Genomic DNA, 2637 nt, shown 5'->3' on the forward strand with positions numbered 1-2637 from the left:
GGATGGCCGAGCGCGGAAAGCTCGGAATTCTGCCAGTAACTCATCGTGCGCGTGTATTTGCCGCCGAACAGGTTCTTGTTGGCCCATTCGAAGTCGTAGAGCATGCCGAGCGCGCGCCGCACGACCGGGTTGGCGAATTTCGGCAACCGCGTGTTGAACAGGAAACCGGTCACCACCGGCGGAATGCCGGTGTCGAAGGTTTCGGCGATCACGTCCCCCTTGTGGAAGGCCGGAAAATCGAGATCGCGCTCGCGCTTCACCGGATCGCTGTCGTCATCGATGGCGCAGAGGCCTTTCTTGAACGCTTCGAGCTTGGCGTTGGCGTTGAGGAAATACTCGATGGTGATCTGGTCGTAATTGTCGAAACCGCGCTTGGCGGGGACATCCTTGCCCCAATAGTCCGGGTTGCGCTTGAAGACGATGCGCTGGCCTGGCTGCACCTGCGCGATCGTATACGGACCGCTGCCGATCACCGGCTTGAGCGTCGTCCTGTCGAAAGTCTCCTTGTCGAAGGCGTGCTTCGGGATGATCGGGGTCAGCGCGATGATCAGCGGGAATTCGCGATCGGCCTTGTCGTTGAAGGTGAAGCGCACGCTGTGGTCGCCGGTCTTTTCGAGCTTGGCGACCCTGGCCATGCGGTCGCTGTAAGGCGGGCGGCCTTTGTCGGTGTAGACATCATAACTGAACAGCACGTCCTCCGGCGTCACCGGCTGACCGTCCGACCATTTGGCCCTCGGATTGAGATGGAACTCGATGCTCTTGCGCTCCGGATCCATGTCGGCGCTTTCGGCCAACAAACCGTAGAGCGTGAAAGCCTCGTCGGCATTGCGCTGCATCAACGGCTCGAAGACCAGATTGCCGAAGATCGTATCCATCATGCCGCGCGCCGTGGTGCGCAGGCTCTTGAGGATGAAAGGGTTGAGATTGTCGAAGCTGCCGACGACGCAATAGGTGATCGAGCCACCCTTCGGCGCGTCGGGATTGACGTAGTTGAAATGCGTATAGTCGGGCGGCAGCGCCGGCTCGCCCTGCATGGCGATGGCGTGCTTCGGCTCCGATGCGGCCGGCTGATGCGAAAGGGCGAGAAACGATATCGCGGTGATCAGCCAAACAAGAACGCGGCCCATGACCGTCTCCTTACTGGGCGGCTTGATGATTCGGACTGCACCCTAGCATGGCGCCACCGCGCTCCGGCCAGATACATCAGCCCAAATCGCACGGCCCAAATCGCACGGCCAAGAATCGCAGGCGCCGGGCTGGATTCGGCCTCGCTTGCAGTGTAACACGCCCTCCGAAGTCATTCTGTTGCCTCATTTCGGCAACAGGTAGCTGGACCACACGGCACGAAGAAGCCGGTCCCGGGATCATTTGAGAGGAAGTGCACGACATGACGAGCCTGAACAGCAACGCGTACCGCCTGTCGGTCATGGCCGCTGGCGTGGTCGGCTTTCTCGGCGCAGGGCTTCCCGCCGCTTCCGCACAGCAGCAGCAGCAGATTCCGCAAGGCTGGTTCAAGGCCTGCACCAAGCAGGAAGATGTCGACATCTGCAACGTCCAGAACATCACCACTGCCGGCAATGGCCAGCTGGTCACCGGCGTCAGCCTGATCGAGCTCAAGGGCAAGGTGAACCGCAAGGTGTTCCAGGTGACGGTTCCGACCGGCCGTCTGGTGCCTCCCGGCATCGGCCTGCAGATCGACACCGGCAAGGCGCAGAAGCTCGACTATGTGATCTGCTTCCCGGATCGTTGCGTGGCCGAAGTGCCGCTGACCGATCAGCTCGTCGCGGCATTCAAGAAAGGCCAGGCGATCACGCTGACTTCGGTCAATTTCCAGAATCAGCCCAATCCGATCAAGATCGCCCTGCAGGGCTTCAGCGGCGCCTATGACGGCCCGGCGCTGCAGCAGTCGGACATCGAGGACAGGCAGAAGAAGCTTCAGGACTTCGTCGCCAAGAACAACCAGGATTTCGCCAAGAAGCTCAAGGAAGAGCAGGACAAGGCGAAGACCGCCAACTGATCGGCCGATATCGCCGAGCCAACAAAAAAGCGGGGTTCATGCCCCGCTTTTTTGTGACTGTCTTCCAGCAGGCTAATGCCTGGACTGCCGCTTCTGTTGGTAGCCGCCGTCCGGCTTCTTGTCGAACATTTCCTTGATCTGCGGATGCCGGACCGGCTCGCCCGACTGGTCCTCGAGCAGGTTCTGCTCGGAGACGTAGGCGATGTATTCGGTCTCCGAATTCTCGGCGAGCAGATGGTAGAAAGGCTGATCCTTGCGCGGCCGCACGTCGGCGGGGATGGCTTCGTACCATTCGTCGGTGTTGGCGAATTGCGGATCGACATCGAAAATGATGCCCCTGAATGGAAACAGCCGGTGGCGAACCACCTGTCCGATTGCGAATTTGGCTGTTTTCATCGTACTCACCACTGAGTTCCTTGAGCTTATTTGGCGCAGACCGCGCATCAATTCAATCCCGAGGCGCTTGACGCCCTATTAAGCAACGGGTTAGCCCGGCGCCAGGGTTTCGGACCAGCATAAAAATGTCTGACGTCATCGGTCTTGTTCTTCCGTTCTTCGGCTTGATTTTTGTCGGGTTTCTGGTGGCGCGCATCACCAGGCAGCCGCTGGACGCGCTCGGC

Annotated in this window: 3 protein-coding genes and 1 pseudogene; 2 read left to right on the plus strand and 2 right to left on the minus strand. The window is 60.0% G+C overall.

Going from position 1 to position 2637, the window contains the following annotated elements; all coding sequences use genetic code 11:
* Positions 1 to 1127, minus strand: a 1127-nt coding sequence (locus tag EN994_RS26260) for an extracellular solute-binding protein (RefSeq protein ID WP_164746203.1), incomplete at its 3' end; no start/stop codon positions are given.
* Between the two features lie 260 nt (positions 1128 to 1387).
* Here EN994_RS26260 and EN994_RS26265 point away from each other — a divergent pair.
* Positions 1388 to 2017 (plus strand): invasion associated locus B family protein, encoded by a 630-nt coding sequence (locus EN994_RS26265; protein WP_013531658.1) that lies wholly within the window; start codon positions 1388 to 1390, stop codon positions 2015 to 2017.
* A gap of 72 nt (positions 2018 to 2089) precedes the next feature.
* On the opposite strand, the gene hspQ is transcribed toward EN994_RS26265, so the two are convergent.
* On the minus strand, positions 2090 to 2413 hold the full coding sequence (gene hspQ / locus EN994_RS26270) for a heat shock protein HspQ (protein ID WP_024503281.1): 324 nt from the start codon (positions 2411 to 2413) through the stop codon (positions 2090 to 2092).
* Between the two features lie 125 nt (positions 2414 to 2538).
* On the opposite strand from hspQ, the pseudogene EN994_RS36390 reads away from it, so the two are divergent.
* A pseudogene (locus EN994_RS36390) lies at positions 2539 to 2637 on the plus strand (AEC family transporter); the annotation flags it as partial.

Source organism: Mesorhizobium sp. M7A.F.Ca.CA.002.09.1.1 (assembly GCF_003998555.1).
In the GTDB taxonomy this organism is placed as follows: Bacteria; Pseudomonadota; Alphaproteobacteria; order Rhizobiales; family Rhizobiaceae; genus Mesorhizobium; species Mesorhizobium ciceri.